General features: G+C 64.6%; 14 protein-coding genes and 1 pseudogene. 6 read left to right on the top strand and 9 right to left on the bottom strand.

All coding sequences use genetic code 11. The features are described 5' to 3' along the window. Nucleotides 1-14: 14 nt before the first annotated feature. A complete protein-coding gene (locus VC212_RS18485) occupies nt 15-329 on the bottom strand; it encodes a hypothetical protein (RefSeq protein WP_153066587.1) in 315 nt (104 codons plus the stop codon). Nucleotides 330-447: 118 nt separating this feature from the next. Here VC212_RS18485 and VC212_RS18480 point away from each other — a divergent pair, with 118 nt between their 5' ends. The 3 genes from VC212_RS18480 (at nt 448) to VC212_RS18470 (ending at nt 4,581) form a co-directional block, all read left to right on the top strand. Next, nucleotides 448-1,443: an aldo/keto reductase gene (locus VC212_RS18480; RefSeq protein ID WP_055847856.1), complete on the top strand. Its 996-nt coding sequence runs from the start codon at nt 448-450 to the stop codon at nt 1,441-1,443. 223 nt (nt 1,444-1,666) lie between these two features. Beyond that, nucleotides 1,667-2,362 (top strand): glycosyltransferase, encoded by a 696-nt coding sequence (locus VC212_RS18475; RefSeq protein ID WP_055847854.1) that lies wholly within the window; start codon nt 1,667-1,669, stop codon nt 2,360-2,362. 149 nt (nt 2,363-2,511) lie between these two features. Then, a complete protein-coding gene (locus VC212_RS18470; protein WP_055847851.1) occupies nt 2,512-4,581 on the top strand; it encodes a M13 family metallopeptidase in 2,070 nt (689 codons plus the stop codon). A gap of 614 nt (nt 4,582-5,195) precedes the next feature. Here VC212_RS18470 and VC212_RS18465 read toward each other — a convergent pair. Then, a complete protein-coding gene (locus VC212_RS18465) occupies nt 5,196-6,116 on the bottom strand; it encodes an oxygenase MpaB family protein (RefSeq protein WP_055850228.1) in 921 nt (306 codons plus the stop codon). A 527-nt stretch (nt 6,117-6,643) separates the two neighbouring features. On the opposite strand from VC212_RS18465, the pseudogene VC212_RS18460 reads away from it, so the two are divergent. Further along, nucleotides 6,644-7,333: pseudogene (locus VC212_RS18460) on the top strand (hypothetical protein). A 249-nt stretch (nt 7,334-7,582) separates the two neighbouring features. On the opposite strand, the gene VC212_RS18455 reads toward VC212_RS18460, so the two are convergent. From VC212_RS18455 to VC212_RS18440, 4 genes are all read right to left on the bottom strand, one after another. Beyond that, nucleotides 7,583-9,178, bottom strand: coding sequence for an APC family permease (locus tag VC212_RS18455; RefSeq protein WP_055847846.1), 1,596 nt, complete (start codon nt 9,176-9,178; stop codon nt 7,583-7,585). Between the two features lie 203 nt (nt 9,179-9,381). Beyond that, on the bottom strand, nt 9,382-9,765 hold the full coding sequence (locus VC212_RS18450) for a hypothetical protein (RefSeq protein ID WP_311239087.1): 384 nt from the start codon (nt 9,763-9,765) through the stop codon (nt 9,382-9,384). A 45-nt stretch (nt 9,766-9,810) separates the two neighbouring features. Continuing rightward, nucleotides 9,811-10,587: a LytTR family DNA-binding domain-containing protein gene (locus VC212_RS18445; RefSeq protein WP_115514000.1), complete on the bottom strand. Its 777-nt coding sequence runs from the start codon at nt 10,585-10,587 to the stop codon at nt 9,811-9,813. After that, a complete protein-coding gene (locus tag VC212_RS18440; protein ID WP_323515020.1) occupies nt 10,584-11,879 on the bottom strand; it encodes a histidine kinase in 1,296 nt (431 codons plus the stop codon). Before VC212_RS18440 ends, VC212_RS18445 begins: the two co-directional genes overlap by 4 nt. A 339-nt stretch (nt 11,880-12,218) precedes the next feature. Between VC212_RS18440 and VC212_RS18435 the strand changes: the two genes are divergently transcribed. Beyond that, nucleotides 12,219-13,427 carry an FAD-dependent oxidoreductase gene (locus tag VC212_RS18435; protein ID WP_323515021.1) on the top strand — a complete coding sequence of 403 codons (1,209 nt, stop codon included), beginning with the start codon at nt 12,219-12,221 and terminating at the stop codon, nt 13,425-13,427. A 44-nt stretch (nt 13,428-13,471) separates the two neighbouring features. Here VC212_RS18435 and VC212_RS18430 read toward each other — a convergent pair whose 3' ends face one another. Continuing rightward, nucleotides 13,472-13,666: a hypothetical protein gene (locus VC212_RS18430; RefSeq protein WP_115554685.1), complete on the bottom strand. Its 195-nt coding sequence runs from the start codon at nt 13,664-13,666 to the stop codon at nt 13,472-13,474. A gap of 510 nt (nt 13,667-14,176) precedes the next feature. Here VC212_RS18430 and VC212_RS18425 point away from each other — a divergent pair. Next, nucleotides 14,177-14,683: a ferritin-like domain-containing protein gene (locus VC212_RS18425; RefSeq protein WP_115554686.1), complete on the top strand. Its 507-nt coding sequence runs from the start codon at nt 14,177-14,179 to the stop codon at nt 14,681-14,683. Between the two features lie 572 nt (nt 14,684-15,255). Here the strand turns inward: VC212_RS18425 and VC212_RS18420 are convergent. Together VC212_RS18420 and VC212_RS18415 are read right to left on the bottom strand one after the other, a co-directional pair. Next, nucleotides 15,256-15,438 (bottom strand): hypothetical protein, encoded by a 183-nt coding sequence (locus VC212_RS18420; protein ID WP_323515105.1) that lies wholly within the window; start codon nt 15,436-15,438, stop codon nt 15,256-15,258. Between the two features lie 68 nt (nt 15,439-15,506). Further along, nucleotides 15,507-16,787 carry a sigma-54 dependent transcriptional regulator gene (locus tag VC212_RS18415; RefSeq protein WP_115554688.1) on the bottom strand — a complete coding sequence of 427 codons (1,281 nt, stop codon included), beginning with the start codon at nt 16,785-16,787 and terminating at the stop codon, nt 15,507-15,509. Nucleotides 16,788-16,820 lie beyond the last annotated feature (33 nt).

The following is a 16,820-nucleotide window of genomic DNA, read 5'->3' as shown; positions in this document are numbered from 1 at the left end:
GCACTCAGTGATACCTAAAGCGCGTGGCAATGCGAGATCGTGCCGTGCGTCGACAACAGCATGATGTTCCGCAACATCGCACGCGCAGTCTTCGGCACCAGGCCAAGCCAGGCTGCCGATGGCGGCGTCGGCAACACGTCGCGCGCGATGGGCGATACGGCAAGCGCAACGAGACGCAGACGCTGTGTGTCGCCAAAGGTCATCGAATGCTGCAGCAAACGCTGTTTACTACGCGACGCTGTCGTGTCATCAGTGCCTTCAACAACTGGACCCTTGCTCAGCGCATCCGCTGTTAAATCCGTGGAAACTGCACAGCGCTGCAATTCCAAAGAAAAAAAGCATCGCCCCCCACTCACCGGCCTCAAGCATTCGCGCGTGGGCCACATCGCGCTAACGCACGCCGCGCCACTCTCCCCGCCTACCTCGCTGCACGGAGCTTCCCCCACCATGCAAACCCGCACACTTGGCCGTTCCGGCCCCACCGTTTCCGCACTCGGCCTCGGCTGCATGGGCATGAGCGCGTTCTATGGCGACCGCAGCGATGAGGCTGCGTCGATCGCGGTGATCCATCGCGCGCTCGACCGCGGCATCAGCCTGCTCGACACCGCCGACATGTATGGCCCGCACACCAATGAAGTGCTGGTGGGCAAGGCAATCGCATCCCGCCGGCACGAGGTGTTTCTGGCCACCAAATTCGGCATCAAGCTCGATCCCAACGACCCGTCGGTGCGCGGCATCGATGGCAGCCCCGCCTACGTGCAGTCCGCCTGCGAGGCCAGCCTGCGCCGTCTTGGCGTGGAGCACATCGATCTGTATTACCAGCACCGCGTGGATCCCAACGTGCCGATCGAAGACACGGTCGGTGCGATGGCGCGTCTGGTCGAACAGGGCAAGGTGCGCTTTCTCGGGCTGTCGGAAGCGGCCGCAGCCACCATCCGCCGCGCGCATGCCGTGCACCCGATCACCGCGGTGCAGACCGAATACTCGCTGTGGTCGCGCGAGCCGGAAGACAACGGCGTGTTCGCCACCGTGCGCGAGCTCGGCATCGGTTTCGTGCCGTACTCGCCGCTGGGCCGCGGTTTTCTCACCGGCGCGTTCTCATCGCCCGACGACTTCGACGCGGATGATTACCGCCGGCATTCGCCGCGTTTCCAGGGCGACAACTTCACCCGCAATTTGCAGTTGGTGGAGCAGGTCAAGGCGATCGCCACCGACAAGGGCATCACACCCGGGCAACTGGCACTGGCCTGGGTACTGGCGCAGGGCCAGGACCTGATCCCGATCCCCGGCACCAAGCGTGCGGCATATCTGGACGAGAACATCGCCGCGCTGGAGGTGGCACTGATGCCCGACGAACTGGCGCGCATCGATGCGATTTTCCCGGCGCAGGCTGCGGCCGGCACGCGTTACCCCGAAGCGATGATGGGCGCGGTCAACCGCTGAGCCATAACCGCGAGACCGCAGCAATCGCTGCGGTCTCGCGCTGGGCGACTGAAAGCGTCTGTGCACAGCGCCGGCACGAAGAAATACGAGCGACAGACATGCGCGCCTCGCCCCGACGGCCACGTCCAGCCGAGCACGCTATGGCTGTGCCGATCGCATGCACTCACGCCATCGCACCACCGGTGCTTGCACACTCGGCGCATCGTCGCTCACACCACGTCCCATGCTGTCCTTCGTGATTCCCGCGCATAACGAGGCTGCACTGATCGGCGAAACGCTGCAGTGCCTGCATGCCTGCGCACAGGCGATGCACCTGGACTACGAAGCGATCGTGGTGGCCGATGCTTGCGAGGACGACACCGCACGCATTGCGCGCGACAACGGAGCACAGGTGCTGGAGGTAGAGCTGCGGCATATCGCTGCCACCCGCAATGCGGGCGCGCAGGCCGCACAAGGCGAGCGCCTGCTGTTTCTGGATGCCGATACCTTGATCAACCCGCAGGTTGTCGGCGCCGCACTGGCCGCGCTGGAGGCCGGCGCGGTGGGCGGCGGTGCGCAGGTGCATCTGCAGGGCGACCGGGTGTGGTTCGAACGTGCAGCGCAGGCTGCGTTTGGCTGGTTCTTTCGCGTTACCGGCATCGCGCCCGGCTGCTTTCTGTTCTGCACGCGCGTGGCCTTCGTCAGCGCGGGCGGCTTCGACACGCGGTACTACGCCGGCGAAGATGTGGCCTTGAGCCGTGCACTGGCACGCTGCGGGCGCTTTGTGATCCTGCGCCAGACCGTGCACACATCAGACCGCAAGCTGCGCAGTTTTTCCAAGCGCGAGCACCTGGGCTTGCTGCTGCGTTTCCTGTGGCGTGGGCGCCGCATGCTGCAGACCCGCGACGCGCTGGGTTTTTGGTATCAGCGACGGCGCTGAACCGAGCGTGTCCACAACGCGCCAGGATGCATAGGCGCCTGCCCTCAAATCGGGACGTGGCACCGCATGCCACTTACACTGCGGTCCTTGTTTCTGTTTCCGAGTTGCGCCGCATGGCTTCTTTGCACCGCCCTGTCCTGATCGCTGCCATGGCTGCTGCGGCATTGACCACTGCAGCCTGTCACCGCGATGGCGCGGCACCAGCGGCCGACACCCGCACCACGCCCGCCCCCAGCACGCCCAAGCTCGGTGATTTCGGCTTCGATATGGCAGGCATGGATCGCAGCGTGGCGCCGGGCAACGATTTCTTCAGCTACGCCAGCGGCAACTGGGTCAAGACCACGCAGATTCCCGACGACCGCTCCAGCTTGAACAGCTTCGTCAGCATCGCCATCGACACCGAGCGCCACAGCCGCGACATCATCGAAGGCGCCGCCGCCAACGACCGCGTCACCGGTGAGGACAAGCAGATCGGCGACTATTACGCCGCCTATATGGACGAAGCCAGCATCGAGACCAAGGGCGTGCGGCCGGTGCAGCCGGAGCTCGACGCCATCGCGCAGCTGGAAGACAAGCAGGCGCTGGCACGCACCCTGGGTGGGCAGCTACGCGCCGATGTGGACCTGCTCAACTCGACGAATTTCTACACCGACCGTCTGTTCGGCCTGTGGGTCTCGCAGGATCTGCACAACCCCGGCCGCTATGCGCCGTACCTGGTGCAAGGCGGCCTGGGCATGCCCGAGCGCAGTTTCTACCTGGACGGCGGGCGCATGGCGCGGCTGCGCGATGCCTACCGCGCCCACATCGTCAAGTTGCTGGAACTGGCCGGCATCGACGATGCTCCGGCCAAGGCCGAGCGCATCCTGGCACTGGAAGTCGCAATCGCGCGCGTGCACGCCACGCCCGAGCAGACCAACAACGTGCAGGCGGGCGCAAATGCCTGGAAACAGGCCGATTTTGTGCGGAACGCTCCCGGCCTTGACTGGCCGCTGTTCTTCGATGCCGCCGGTCTGAAAGCGCAACAGGACTTCATCGTGTGGCAGCCGCAAGCCGTGCGCGGGTTGTCGGCGTTGGTGCAGTCCGAGCCGCTGCAGACCTGGAAGGACTATCTGCGTTTTCGTGCGCTGGATCGTGCATCGCCGTATCTGTCCAAGGCGTTTGCCGATGAGCAGTTTGCGTTCTACGGCACCACCCTGGAAGACACGCCGCAACAACGCCAACGCTGGAAGCGTGGGATCGATGCCACCAACGCCGCCTTGGGCGAAGCGGTCGGCAAGCGCTATGTGCAGAAGTACGTCAGTGCGCAAACCAAGACCCGCGTCGAAGAGATGGTCAAGAACCTGATCGCTGCATTCGGCAAGCGCATCGATGCGCTGGAGTGGATGACGCCGGAGACCAAACAGCACGCCAAGGCCAAGATCGCCGGATTGACCGTGGCGGTGGGCTACCCGGACAGCTGGCGCGACTACAGCGCGCTCGACGTACGTCGCGACGATGCGCTGGGCAACGTGGAACGCGCCGGCCTGTTCGAGTATCGCCGCAACATCGCCAAGCTGGGCAAGGCGGTCGATCATCGCGAGTGGTACATGCTGCCGCAGGAGGTCAACGCGTTGAATGTGCCGCTGGAAAATCGCCTGCTGTTCCCGGCCGCGATTCTGCAACCGCCGTTCTTCGACCCAGCCGCCGACGATGCGGTGAACTACGGCGCGATCGGCGCGGTGATCGGGCATGAGATCAGCCACAGTTTCGACAACACGGGCGCACTGTTCGACGAACACGGCGAGCTGCACAACTGGTGGACGCCGCAGGATCTGAAGAAATTCGAGACCGCCGGCAATGCGCTTGCCGCGCAGTTCGGCGCGTACAAGCCGTTTGACGATCTGGCGGTTAACGGCAAGCTGACGCTGGGCGAAAACATCGCCGACGTCGCCGGCCTGGCCACCGCGTACGATGCGTACCAGCTGTCGCTGCAGGGCAAGCAGCCGCAGACCATCGATGGCTTCAGCCCGGATCAGCGCTTCTTCCTCGGCTTTGCGCAAGCCTGGCGCGGCAAGTACCGCGACGCCGCACTACGCAACGCCGTGCTCACCGATGTGCACGCTCCCGGACGCTTCCGCGCGCAGACCGTGCGCAATCTGGATGCGTGGTACCCGGCTTTCGATGTGACGCAGGACCAACAGCTGTATCTGGCGCCCGAGCAGCGGGTCAAGATCTGGTAAGTGTTGGTGCCGGTCGTGAAGCGGTGATGTAACCACAACTGTCAGCGTGCCTGCCATCATCGGACGGTCATACTGCTCAATCGGCCATCGCCCACAACGCGGCCCGTGTAGTGGGTTGCAGTGTCGGCCTGATGTCGGCCCGACATGCCTGGCGTTGTCGCCCCACGCGCGCTGTTGCCTCACCCAAACGCATCTCTCGTTGGGAGAGGGTCTTCGCTGCCGATTGCTCTTTACTGGCGTTGTCGCCCCACGCGCGCTGTTGCCTCACCCAAACGCATCTCTCGGGGGAGAGGGTCTTGGCTGCCGATTGCTCTTTACATGCAGGTCAATCACCGCGAGAGAAAACGTTGCAGGCCGCTCGCTCGGGCACGCCGCAGGTCAAATCGCTGCGTGAGACAAACTTGGTGCCGGATGCGCAGACACATCGCAGGTCATTCACTGCAGGATTGATCGGTTATTGCAGCCTTGCGAGAAGGCGCCGCAGACAAGCCCCTCTCCCACCGGGAGAGGGGTTGGGGTGAGGGTCGGTAGTCGTGGCGATGTAACCGCACCCGCAGCACCATGCAGCACTAAACCAGTACGCAAGCCACACACAAATCCCACCTGCCAAACCGCTACTCAGGCCACTGCAGCAACGTCGCCGGTTCCAACTGCATGCGCCGGCAGGCACGGGCCGATAAGCCGTCGCGCAACGCGGTGCGGAACAACGGCGACAGGCTACGCAGCAGGCGGGCGGATGCGCGTGCCTGTGCGCGCTGGGTGGTGGTGCGGCCCAGCATGTCGCTGGCCCAGCCCGGCAACAACGCAGTGCCGGCACCGAGGAACACGCCGCGCGACAGCCCTGCCGCAGGCACCGGCAGCTGGATGCTGGTGAGGATGTCGAGCACCTCGCGCGAGCGTGCGTCCATGCGCAGCTCGCCGCGCACCGACGCAAAATACGCCTCCACCGCGGCCTCGCTGGCGGGCACATCGGTCGCGCCGAGGGCTTCGGCCACGCGTCGCGCTTCGTCGTAGTAGCGGTCGGCAATTGCGTCCGGTACATCACGGCAATAGCGCCGGCAGCCCTGCAGAAACCCGTAGGCTTCGGTGACATGCACCCAGGTCAGCAGCGCAGGATCGTTGGCCTCGTACGGCACGCCGTCGGCGGTTTGGCCGCGGATATGCGAATGGATACGCCGCACGCGCGCGATCAGCTGTTCGGCTTCGGCCTGCGGCGCGTAGGTCGTGCCGGCGACGAAGTTAGTGGTGCGCCGCAGCCGACCGACCAGATCGGCTCGGAAGTTGGAGTGATCGTAGACCCCGGCCAGCGCGCGCGGGTGCAACAGTTGCAGCATCAATGCGCACAACCCGCCGGACAACATGCCGGGAAATTCGGAGTGCACGCGCCAGGTGACGCTGTCGGGCCCGAAAATGCCGGGATCGCCGAGCGGCTGATCGTATTCGATGGTGCTCTGGCCACGCGGAAACGCGCCCAGCACCCAGCGGCGGATCTGTTCGGCGGCGGGGGCAGTGAGGGTACGCAGGACGGCTGACATGCCACCATGATACGGATGCGCCTGCACGATCACGTCAGTGCGGGACTACCCTCCCACAGCTGCCTCATCCACCGGTCAGCCACAGCGACGCGCCGTCGTTCTTGTTTAGCCAGCTGCGGGGGCGCAGCGCCCGCACTTGGAGCCACCATCACCTAATAGCGCAGTCGTCAGGTGGACGCGGACGGCGCGGGCGAGCCGTCTCGTCCGCAGGGGAGTTCCGATGATGAGCACCGGCCGCGCCCACCCCGAGGCCGCGCCGTCGTTTTGGTAGCCGCGTGCCCACCCCCGCCGACGCGTCCCGATCCCCAGCCTGGCTAAGCCAAGTCACGCGCGGGATCGCCGCAGTAGCAAGTGTGCAGTGCAACAAGAGTGGCGATGCAATGCGCGCGCGATGCCATGGCATTGCAGACAAACCGCCTGAATTCAGCGTTTTGTGCGCAAGTGCGCAACTTTGCGCGGCCACAGGTTCGCCGCAGGCATTGCCATGCACAGCGAAAGTGCTAGAACTAGAGCCGTCCGACCTTGTCATGCAGCGCAAGGCGCGTCGGTCGCTCCAGGGCACCAGCAACCGCCGGTGCAGCAAGTCGTTCGTACCAGTCATCCGTTAGGAGCTTGTCATGATCGCTTTGTTTCAGGGTTTAGGCCTGCTATTGCAGGACAACGCACTCCATCGACGCTCCTTCGACGAGCAGGTCGTCTACTGGCGCGACAAGACCGACACGCAGCTCGACGAAGAGCTCGATCTGCTCAAGGTGGCCAAGAAGCAATGGGTGATCGCCTCGATCATCGGCTGGCAGGCGATTTCGCTGGTGCTGCTCGGCGTGATCACGCATCAGCTGTGGCAGAACGACTACCACCTGACCTTTAGCCGCGTGGTGATCATCTTTACCTCGTGGGCGTCGATCCTGTTCATCATGTGGTACATCGCCGATCTGTTCGATCACAGCGCCGGTTTCGAGCGCTGGTTGCGCGCCTTCAACAGCCGCGCGCGGGTGGCGCCGGATGCAGACTCGGTCGAGTGCGTTGCCGACGCGCTGGACATGACGCGTCGCTACCCGGAAGTGCTGCACTACAAGCAGGAAGTGACCTCCAAGCGCGAACTGCGCCACGAGGACATCGTCAATATGCGTGAGATGGGCCGCCTGCGCCGCTACACCGAATTGCTGCGCGACCTGGACCGCTTCGATGGCGCACCACGGTTGGTCGTCAACGCCTAAGCGACCAGCGCACCGCTGCAGCGATGGATGTTGCTGCAGCACGCCGTGGGTAGACGGTGACTACTCCAAACAAGAACGGCCGGTGCGCAGTGCACCGGCCGTTTTTTATGTCATCGGATCGTGGCGAATATTCCAGTGCGATCGGCTGGCAACGTCATCGCAGGCGGGAACCCCGCTACGATCAAGCTCCATCTGCACTATCTGCTGCGCGCAGCGGTCTCCAACCCGCATTCCGCTGACACGCCCCACTCAAGCCCGCGCCACCGCCTGCTCCACCGACGGGGTGCGCCAGCCGCTGCGGACGCCCCAGATGTAGAACACCACGCCGACTGCGGCGACCACCGCCAGGTCGGTACCGTAGCTGAGGTAGCCATGGCCGCCGAAATCGCTGCTGCCGGCCCAGGACAGCAGCGCAATGATCGGCAGGTAGCAGATCATCCAGGCCGCGCCCTTGAGATTGCGGCGCAGATCCGGCCAGCCCTGCTTGGCCTGGTAGTAGCAGTACACCGGCAGCGCCACGACCATCAGCAGGATGATCTCGCCGGTCAGCGGCCAGCGCGCCCAGTACAGCAGCTCGGTCGCCATCACGAACGCGACGCCGGCCAGCACCGGCAAGGCGGCGATGCGCAGCGGGCGATGCAGTTCCGGCGCGTGGCGACGCAGCGCCATCGCACTGATCGGCCCGGTGAGATAGGAAATGATCGTCGCCACCGAGATCACCGCCGCCAGCGTGCCCCAGCCGCGGAAGAAGAACAGGAACACGAACGACACCGCCAGGTTGAAGAACATCGCCATGCGCGGCACGCCCCACACCGGGTGCAGCTTGCCCAGCGCGGCCGGCATGGTGCCGTTCTTTTCCATGCCATAGACCATGCGCGCGGTGGTGGCGGTGTAGGTGATGCCGGTGCCGCTGGGGCTGACGAACGCATCGATGTACAGCAGCATCGCCAGCCAATGCAGGTTGACGATGATGGCCAGCTCGGCGAATGGCGAGCGGAAATCGATGCCGTGCCAGCCGGCCTTGGCCAGCAGATCCGGCGGCACCGCGCCGATATAGGCCACCTGCAGGATCACATAGACCACCGTGGCCAGCGCGATCGAGCCGAGCACCGCGAACGGAATGCTGCGGCCCGGGTTACGTGCCTCGCCGGCCAGATTCACCGGGCTCTGGAAGCCGTTGAAGCTGAAGACGATGCCTGCGGTGGCTACCGCAGTGAGCACTGCCGCCAGGTCGATCACGTGGGCATCGCCATGGATGCCGACGCTGAAGTTTTCGCTGTGGAAGCCGCTGGCGATCAAGGCCACGCCGGTCGCCGCCGGCACCACCAGCTTGAACACGGTGATCAAGGTGTTGGAGCGCGCAAACAGCTTGACGCTCCAGAAATTGAGGAAGAAATACACCAGCACCAGCACCGCCGAAATCAGCAGCCCGGGCACCGACAACTCGCCAGCTCCGCCAGGTGCCTGCACATACAGACCCTGCGCCCAGGCCCACGGCCAGGAGGCCATGTACTGCACCGAGGCTTCGGCTTCGACCGGGATGACCGAAACGATCGCGATCCAGTTCGCCCAGCCGGCGATGAAGCCCACCAACGAGCCGTGCGAGTAATGGCTGTAACGCACCATGCCGCCGGATTCGGGGAACATCGCGCCCAGTTCGGCGTAGGACAGCGCGATGGTGGTGATGATCGCCGCACCCAGAATCCAGGCCCAGACGGCGCCCGGACCGGCCAGCCCAGCCGCGCGCCAGGCGCCGAACAACCAGCCGGAACCAATGATCGAGCCCAGCCCGGTAAGCATGAGCGCAAAAGGGCCGACGTCGCGGCGCAACGAATGTTCGGACATGAAAAGCCTGACAGTGAGGGCGCCGCAAACCGGCAACAAGCCGACAATGATCGCAGAAGCGGCCGCTTGTCGTCAGTGCGTATTCAGGCTCTACGCGACGCCGCGATGCGACGGCGCGCGCACCCGTGCGCCCGTCGCAGTTGTTGCTTGCACTACGCAACACTGCCGCGCTGCCGCGCTGCCACGCTGCCACGCGCCGCGGCTTACCCGTGGCACTCGGCAGCGGGCACGCTGCGGTCCACGCAGGTGTGGGCTGCCGCCGGAAGACCGCGCAGCGCGCGAACCTGACCGGGCAGCAGCGCAAAGCTGTCCAGCGTCTTGCGCGCACACACCGGCGCCGGCGTGCCGCCGCTGGCCGTGGCGGCGGTCGTGGCAGCCGGGCACTGCTCTTCATAGATCAGGTAATGGCACTGGCCGCTGCTGCTGGCCAGGCAATGCACATTGGTCTCGGCGTCGGTGACCAAGGTTTTGCTGAAAAGCACGTCGCGGCCATCGCTGGTGGCGCGGGTGATCGAAGTGGTGCCGTTGCGTTCGTGGCAGCCGGCCAGGGCGAGCAGGCAATACACCAGGGAGGCGATCAGGCGCATGGAAGCAGTCCTTTCTTGTCGATGCGGTATGGGGGAGACGGGGGATTACATGCCGCGGAACAGGGTCATGAACGGCTGGCTGACGGTGAGCGTTTCGCTGCGCCCGCGCAGGGCCAGCCGGCCCTTGCCGGTGTCGTCGCGCACTACCGAGGCCACCGCCTTCATGTTGACGATGGTGGAGCGGTGGATCTGCTTGAACACCTGCGGGTCGAGCACATCGAGCAACTCGCGCAGCGGGGTACGCAGCAGCGCCTCAGCGCCGGCCGTCATCACCGTGGTGTATTTCTGATCGGCCTGGAAATACGCCACCTCATCCAGTGCGATCAGACGCGTCTCGCGGCCGCTGGTGGCGGTGAGCCAGGCCAGTGGTGGCGCCACGCCGGGCGCTGCCGGGCGTGCAGAGAGACGCTGCAAGAGCGCTTCCAGCAGGCTGCCGTCCGGCTGACCGGCGGCGGCGCGTTGCTGCACGCGTTGCCAGGTGGCCTGCAGACGTTCGCGGTTGATCGGCTTGAGCAGGTAGTCCACCGCACCGTGTTCGAACGCATCGATGGCGTACTGATCGTAGGCGGTGACGAACACCACCTGCGTGCGCGGGCTGACCTCGCGCATCGCGCGTGCCACCTCGATGCCGGTGAGGCCGGGCATGCGGATATCCAGAAACACCACATCCGGCTGCTGAGTGGCGATGGTCTCCAGCGCGCTGGCGCCGTCTTCGCATTCGCCGACTACCTGCAGTTGCGGGCATACCTCGGCCAGCAGCGCGAGCAAGGATTGCCGCAGCAGCGCCTCGTCTTCGGCAATCACCGCACGTAGCGCGCTCACGCCTGCACCTGCTCGGTGGTGGTGGCGGCGTCAGGCAGCGGCGGCGGGCGCGGCGCGGCCGGTTGCGCCGGCAAGGGCAGCGTGAGCGTGGCCGCCACGCCGCTGGGGAAATTGGACACGATGGCAAAGCTGGCGGTGCCGGCATAGATCAGCTGCAGCCGCTCGCGCAGATTCTTCAGCCCGATGCCGGTGCCGTGGCTATGGGTGTTGAACCCCTGGCCGTCGTCGGCCACGGTCAGCGTGGCCTGGTGCTCGTCCAGGCGGCGCGCCAGGATCCACACGGTACCGCCGCCGGGCTTGGGCTCCAGTCCATGTTTGATGGCGTTTTCCACCAGCGTCTGCAACATCATCGACGGCACCTGCAGGCCGCGCAGCTCGTACGGCACTTCCACCTGCAGCGCCAGCCGCGCGCCCATGCGGATGCGCAGGATTTCCAGATACGCCTGGGTGCGTTCGAGTTCTTCGCCCAATGTGGAAGTGGCATCGTCCGCGCTGGGCAGCGAGCGGCGCAGGTACTGGATCAAGTGGCCGATCATGATGTCGGCGCGCGGCGGATCGGTGCGCGCCAATACCTGGGCGCTGGCCAGCGTGTTGTAGAGAAAGTGCGGCTCCACCTGCGCATGCAGCAGGTTCAAGCGCGCCACGGCCAGTTCCTTCTCCATCACCGATTGCTCGGCGGCAGCCTGCTCGTCGCGACGCTGCTCACCGACCCGGCGCACCACCGCGCGATTCATCGCTTCGGCGTTCTCGAAGTTACTGCCTTCGTCCACCGCAAACAGGTCCACCCAGGCGCCGGCATCGGGCTCGCACAACACGGTGACGCTGCTGGTGCCCTGCCCCGGCGCAATCGTTACCAGCACCTGGTTATGGGTGATGGCAAAGCGCGCAAACAGATTCCAGCGCGAAGGCTTGCGGCCTGCGTATGGGTCGAAGCGGCGGATCTTGGCACGGATCAGCAGGCTGCCCGGCGCGCATTCGACATCCTGCACGCGAGGCAGCGCACGCACTGCCTCTTCCACCACAGCAAAGCTGGCCTGCGCCTCCAGCGGCACTTCGATCTGGCGGCGCTGACGCGTAGACAAGGTGTCGTGGTCCAACCGTCCGGCGATCAGGCGGACGCGCCGCACATGGGTGATCGCGCTCATCAACGCCAACGTCAACAGCACCATGCAGATCAGGCCGAAGAACGCGCCGGTAGAGCCGAACAGCTGCGCCCACATGCTGCCCGCCACCACCAGCGCGGCAGCCCAGGCGAACACGATACGCACGATCAGAAAGACGCTGGCAGACACGGTAGGGACTCGTCGGAGATGGGACGGGAGCGAGCATAGCCGGCACGTGCCGCTGCGAAAGCCCTGGGCGACGAATGGCCGTCAGCGCTACCTCAAGTGCCGGGATCGCAGGACGAAACCCGACCTGGCTGGTCGGCAGGCCAAGCCCTGCGCGGTATGCTCGACACAGGCAAGCAACAGACCGCTTGCCTGGTTGCCGTAAGGCAGGCGGCCTAGCACGCTGTCGTGCCAGGTCGGCGTGCGTTGCCATCGGGTGGCCCCGCTGTGTTGCTGCGGGACGGCGGCGCGTCTTACATCGCAGTCGGTTGACCACCCTCCACACCACCGCGCAGGAGTCGCATGCACCGCCGTCATTTTTTGCACAGCGCAGGCCTTGCGCTTGCGGCCGCTTCGACCGGCAGTTGGGCTGCCACCGGCAAGGCGGCCATTGCGCCGTCCACACCGTTGCCGCCGCCCGATGCATTGCCGATTCCCTTCGCTGCCGCGCCTGCACTGACGCCGATGCGCGCATCGGTCGATCGAATCATCGCCATCGACGGCTGCACGCGGCCGTTCCGTGCGCAGGGTCCGCGCATCGAGGCAGAACGCATCGGACGCAAGACCGTGGTGCACAACTACGGGCACGGAGGCAGCGGTTGGTCGTTGTCGTGGGGCGCGGCCGAACACACGTTGCGACTGGTGCGCGCGGCCGATGCAAACGTGCGCGAGCTGGCAGTGATCGGCTGCGGCGCGATTGGGCTGACCACGGCGGTGGCAGCGCAACGCGCCGGCCTGCGCGTGCGCATTTATGCCCGCGAGCGGCTGCCGGACGTGCGCTCGTTCTATGCCACCGGCGTGTGGTCGCCGGATTCGCGCGTCTGCACCAGCGAGTACGCCACAGCCGATTTCAAGACGCGCTGGGAAGAGATGGCGCGGATCTCGTTTCGCCGATATCAGACCCTGCTTGGCTTACCCGGCGAGCCGATCGAATGGCGCGATGGCTATGCATTGTCGGATGTGCCGTTCGATCAACCGGTCACCTCGGCCGAGGCGCACGAACCAGACTACCCGCCACTGGAGCGCACGCTGCTGCACGACCTTGGCCCGCGCTCGCAAGCACTGACTGCCGGCAACCACCCGTTCCCGGTGCCGTTCGTGCGGCGCTACAGCCAGCTGACCTTCAACATCAGCGCATATGCGCGGCTGTTGCTGCAGGATTTTCTGCAGGCGGGCGGCGAGCTTTACACGCGCAGCTTCGACGATCCGCGTCAGTTTGCCGACCTGCGCGAAAAAATCGTGATCAACGCCACCGGCTACGGCGCGCGTGCACTGCTGGGCGACGACAGCGTGATTCCGGTGCGTGGCCAGACCGCACGCCTGATCCCGCAACCGGAGGTCACCTACGGTCTGGTCTGGCGCGGCCACAATCTCAATGTGGTGCCGCGTCGCGACGGGCTGCTGGTACAGGCGCAGGGCGCCAACGACTTCAATAATGCCGATGCAACTCCCGACCGTGCCGCAACCGAAGCGGCAGTGCGCACGCTGGCGCAGTTGTTTCCGAGGACCTGAGCCAAGCGGGTCGTCGCGGTGCTATGCACGGCGCCTTGAACGCCTCACCCATCGCCGAGCGAAGCATTCAAGGCGATGGCCAGTGCGGCATCGCCGTTGACCAGCGCGTCCCAGCGCAAGTCTACGCCCTTGCGTTTTCCTTTCTCGACCAGCTTCAACCCGTCGGGGTCGATGATCAACGTATATGCCTGGTCGCCGATCTGTAGCTCACGACGTAACGGTTTATCCAGCGGGGTCATAGGACATCTCGTGCAGGCGTGTGAACTGCGTTGTAGCGCATCCGTCTATGCCGCATGCACACACGCCACCGACATGCATGCCATCGCCGATACGTTGCCTGCGCATGGCCTGTCGTTATCTCAGTAAGACGGCATCCGTAGTAATGCCGCGTCGCATCTGTACAGCCCGATGCAGGCGACCGCGATGCACGCACGCTCACGTAGAAACATCTGTCCGCCAGCTCTTGGCGTGCTCTAACGCGCGCCCACGTGAGCGATGCGTGCACGCACTCGTTACGGCACAGGCCGCCATCGCATCGGGATCACCGTTTCCACCAATCGCGCTAACACTCGCAAGACTAGCTTAGCGATCACGCGGTAGGGCCTAAGGCCAGACGCCTTGGCCGGCTGGCTAATCACGTATCAGAAAACCATCGTGCCCGCGTTTGTCGAACGCGAGCAACCAAAACGCGTTAACGCCAGGCGGCGAACGCGACATTTCAAACCTCTGACCAATAACGGGAGCCACCCATGGCGATCAAGACGATCGAAGAACTTTTCATCCACGAGCTGTCGGACATCTATAGCGCCGAAAAGCAACTCACCAAATCGCTACCGCGTCTGGCACGTGCGGCGACTGAGCCGAAATTGAAAAACGCGTTCGAAACCCATCTGGAAGAAACCCAGGGTCAGATCGAGCGGATCGACCAGGTGGTCGAGGTGCTGGGCATCAAACTCAAGCGCATCAAGTGCGCGGCGATGGAAGGCCTGGTGGAAGAAAGCCGCGAAGTGATCGATGAAATCGAAGCCGGCCCCGTGCGCGACGCCGCACTGATCGGTGGCGCACAGAAGGTGGAGCATTACGAGATCGCTTCGTACGGCACCATTGCGGCAATGGCCAAGCAACTCGGCTACACCGATGCGCTGCCGCTGCTGCTGGCCACACTGGAAGAAGAAAAGGCCACCGACGAAAAGCTGACCCTGCTTGCCGAACAAGGCGGCAACCAGAAAGCAGCCAGGACCAGCAAGGCGGCTTGATCGACTATGCGGGGCGGCGCTATTGCTGGGACGGCACTGTGGATCAAGGACAGCACCGTACCGCCAGTGGAATCGGCCCGCGCTCGATACCACGGCACGCGCGCGCTTCAGCGAGCGTGCCGTGGCCGGGTTTGCCATTTGGCGGCGTAGCACGGCCAGGGTGCGGATCGTTCGGTGTCCATCGCTCTTCGTTTGGCGATAGAAACGCTTTACTGGACGATTCAATCGCTTGGCTGGCGTCACACAGCTCTTCGAGATTGACTGCAAACGTCCGTGGGTCATACCCAGCTCGTTTCCAGTATCTGCACAAAGTCACTATCTACCAATGCATAGCGCGGACAGGCGAGCTTCCGCACGAAGGGTGCTTCCATGTCCTGACACAGCACCACCTCGCCACGCGAAACCTTCGACTCCGAAGGGCGGTTATACGAGTAGGGCCACCGCTGAAGCATCGATGGGCTTGTACCTCTGGATGCACTTGCATCTGCACGCGCAGCGCCTCCGCATCGACACGACTGCTAACCATTACCAGATCGCAGACCCAGCACACCCAGTCAGAAGAGCACGACGGATCAGTGGTCGTCGGGTGGCGATGCTGTCGGCGATGCCTCGGGGTGCGGGTCGTCGGCCAGCTGCTGGGCACGCTCTTGCTCGCCCAGCTGGTTGAGCAATTCAGTGGCGGACTGATGCGCGTTACGCAGCGTCTCCATTGGCTTGGAGGTGTCGTTGCGCAAGGCATACAACGCAAAACCCATCACGTTGAGACGGTTACGCAACTGATGCAGCAGCTCGCGCTGCCGTCCCTGCAATGCAGCGTCCGTCACTACGCGTCCTTGTCGCTCAACCGGTTGTGCAGCGTCCGCACGCTGATCCCCAACTCGCGTGCCGCCGCCTTCTTGTTGAAGCGCGTCCGTGCCAGGGCCGATTCGATCATGGCGTCCTCGGCCTGACGCATGGTCCAGCCGGCCGGAATCAACAACCCTTCTTCGTCGGCCTGCGGCACGGTCTGCTCCACATCCGGCGCAGTCAGCAGATCGCCGTCCGAGCGCAGATACAGATAGTGGATGAACGAGCGCAGCTCGCGCACGTTGCCCGGCCAGGTGTGATACGCCAGATAGCGCAGCAGCGACTTGGTCGGCAGCTTGCGCTTGCCGTATTTGACGTTGAGTTCGTTGATCACGCGCAGCCCCAGCACCCGCGCATCGCCGCGGCGTTCGCGCAGCGCCGGCACCTGAATCGGGTACTCGTTGAGACGGTAGAACAAATCCTCGCGCAGCACCGCGTGCTCGCGCTGCACATGCTGATGCGTGGCCGCAACCACGCGCGCATCCAGCGCAATCTCTTCGTTGCCGCCAATACGCATGAAACTGCGCGATTCGATCGCCCGCAGCAGATAGACCTGCAACCGCTTGGGCATTTCGCCGATCTCATCCAGAAACAGCGTGCCATCGGCGGCCTGTTCTAGGAATCCGGCGTGACGACGGTCGGCGCCGGTGAAGCTGCCGCGCTCGTGGCCGAACAGCTGGCTGGCCAGCAACTCTTCCGGAATCGCGCCGCAGTTGACCGGCACGAAGCGACCGCGACGGCCGGACACCCGGTGGATGGCACGGGCGACCAGATCCTTGCCGGTGCCGGTCTCGCCGGTCACCAGCACATTCAAATCGGTCGGCGCCACGCGCACGATGTCCTTGCGCAACAGTACGATGCTGTCGCTATTGCCAATGATGCCCAGATTGCCCTGCTGCGCCTCACGCAGGCCACCCAGCACGCGCTCCAGGCGCTCCGGCGCGAACGGCTTGGTCAAGAACTCGCTGACGCCGAACTGCTGCGCGCGGCCCTGGGTTTCATAGGCGTAATCGCCCGACACCACCACGATCTTCGGTGTGTGGTCCGGGTCCAACCGTTCGATGAGATCGAAACCGCTGCCGTCGGGCAGGCCAACGTCCACGACCAATAGATCGGGGAAATTGCTGTCCAACCAACGGCTGGCTTCGCCAAGAGTGTGAATGCCCTTGGCACGGAAGCCGCTATCGGTGGCTAACTCCACCACCTGATCGCAGAACTCCACGTCGTCGTCGATGATGGCGCAGGAAAGACGGTCCATGAGCGCTTCTGTCCGCAATGACTAGTACATGTT

The organism is Xanthomonas sp. WHRI 8932A (assembly GCF_035012785.1).
In the GTDB taxonomy this organism is placed as follows: Bacteria; Pseudomonadota; Gammaproteobacteria; order Xanthomonadales; family Xanthomonadaceae; genus Xanthomonas.
The sequence above is the reverse complement of the archived record's forward strand: the minus strand, read 5'-3'. Positions and strand labels throughout refer to the sequence as shown.

Bases quoted from the DNA above. Each gene is read 5' to 3' on its own strand.
- VC212_RS18430 (WP_115554685.1), bottom strand. From the start codon at position 13,666: ATGACCCCGCTGGATAAACCGTTACGTCGTGAGCTACAGATCGGCGAC.
- VC212_RS18425 (WP_115554686.1), top strand. From the start codon at position 14,177: ATGGCGATCAAGACGATCGAAGAACTTTTCATCCACGAGCTGTCGGAC.
- VC212_RS18415 (WP_115554688.1), bottom strand. From the start codon at position 16,787: ATGGACCGTCTTTCCTGCGCCATCATCGACGACGACGTGGAGTTCTGC.
- VC212_RS18435 (WP_323515021.1), top strand. From the start codon at position 12,219: ATGCACCGCCGTCATTTTTTGCACAGCGCAGGCCTTGCGCTTGCGGCC.
- VC212_RS18470 (WP_055847851.1), top strand. From the start codon at position 2,512: ATGGCTGCTGCGGCATTGACCACTGCAGCCTGTCACCGCGATGGCGCG.
- VC212_RS18475 (WP_055847854.1), top strand. From the start codon at position 1,667: ATGCTGTCCTTCGTGATTCCCGCGCATAACGAGGCTGCACTGATCGGC.
- VC212_RS18450 (WP_311239087.1), bottom strand. From the start codon at position 9,765: ATGCGCCTGATCGCCTCCCTGGTGTATTGCCTGCTCGCCCTGGCCGGC.
- VC212_RS18480 (WP_055847856.1), top strand. From the start codon at position 448: ATGCAAACCCGCACACTTGGCCGTTCCGGCCCCACCGTTTCCGCACTC.
- VC212_RS18455 (WP_055847846.1), bottom strand. From the start codon at position 9,178: ATGTCCGAACATTCGTTGCGCCGCGACGTCGGCCCTTTTGCGCTCATG.
- VC212_RS18465 (WP_055850228.1), bottom strand. From the start codon at position 6,116: ATGTCAGCCGTCCTGCGTACCCTCACTGCCCCCGCCGCCGAACAGATC.
- VC212_RS18420 (WP_323515105.1), bottom strand. From the start codon at position 15,438: ATGGGTTTTGCGTTGTATGCCTTGCGCAACGACACCTCCAAGCCAATG.